Genomic DNA, 766 nt, shown 5'->3' on the forward strand with positions numbered 1-766 from the left:
AGAATCCCCAAAAAGCGTCATGGATTTCTCAAACTCGGCAAACTGGTTAACCATATACGAAGCCAAACAGTCCACATTCACGGCTGGCAACTACATCTTAGAATCAGAATCAATTAAGCCGTAAAAAGCTTATCTGACAAGTATCTGCAAATTCTAAATGCAGGAAAGCATATCTCTGATAATTGCTAAATTTGTATTCTGGAAGATGAAATATCTGGCGATTATATTCAAGCCTAGTGTCGATATCCCAGAAAACCGTTGCTGGTTGACTACTACCAGTCAGGGCAAACCCGATCTGACATGTGCCAAGTCCAGCCAATAAATACTTGGACATGTCAGGCAGTGGCGACGGCTCTGGGTCAACTATTGATTTATTAAGGTTAGACGGCTCAAACCTTTTACTAGTCCAGCTCGGCAAACTATTAAAAAGAATAGCGATCGCAATTACATCTTTAGGTATTTTGACAAGTTGACTGCTTGCAATCTCGACAGTGTTGTAGAGCTGTGCCGACTTGTCAGTTATTTTCCGCTTGATATGTTCCAGAATTACTTCTTTAATGTAATCAAGGAGAATATTCATCAAAAACTTCAAGGGCGCTTTGTAGAGTACTAGTAGCCTTATCAGTTTTGGCAAAAGCATGATCGGGCTGCCCTTTGGTATAGGTACTATCACATTTTGCGGATTTAAGGCGGTTGCATCATAGCTTGTCACTTCATCTCTAGCCACTTCCAAGGCTATTGCTAAAACGCTATTAATTTCTAGCTG

The 766-nt window shown here is 40.7% G+C and carries 1 protein-coding gene; it reads right to left on the bottom strand.

Annotation, left to right across the window (positions count from 1 at the left end; translation table 11 throughout):
• Positions 1 to 109: 109 nt before the first annotated feature.
• Positions 110 to 766, bottom strand: a 657-nt coding sequence (locus CQ839_RS24645; RefSeq protein WP_219817848.1) for a hypothetical protein, incomplete at its 5' end; no start/stop codon positions are given.

Source organism: Pseudanabaena sp. BC1403 (assembly GCF_002914585.1).
Taxonomy (GTDB): Bacteria; Cyanobacteriota; Cyanobacteriia; order Pseudanabaenales; family Pseudanabaenaceae; genus Pseudanabaena.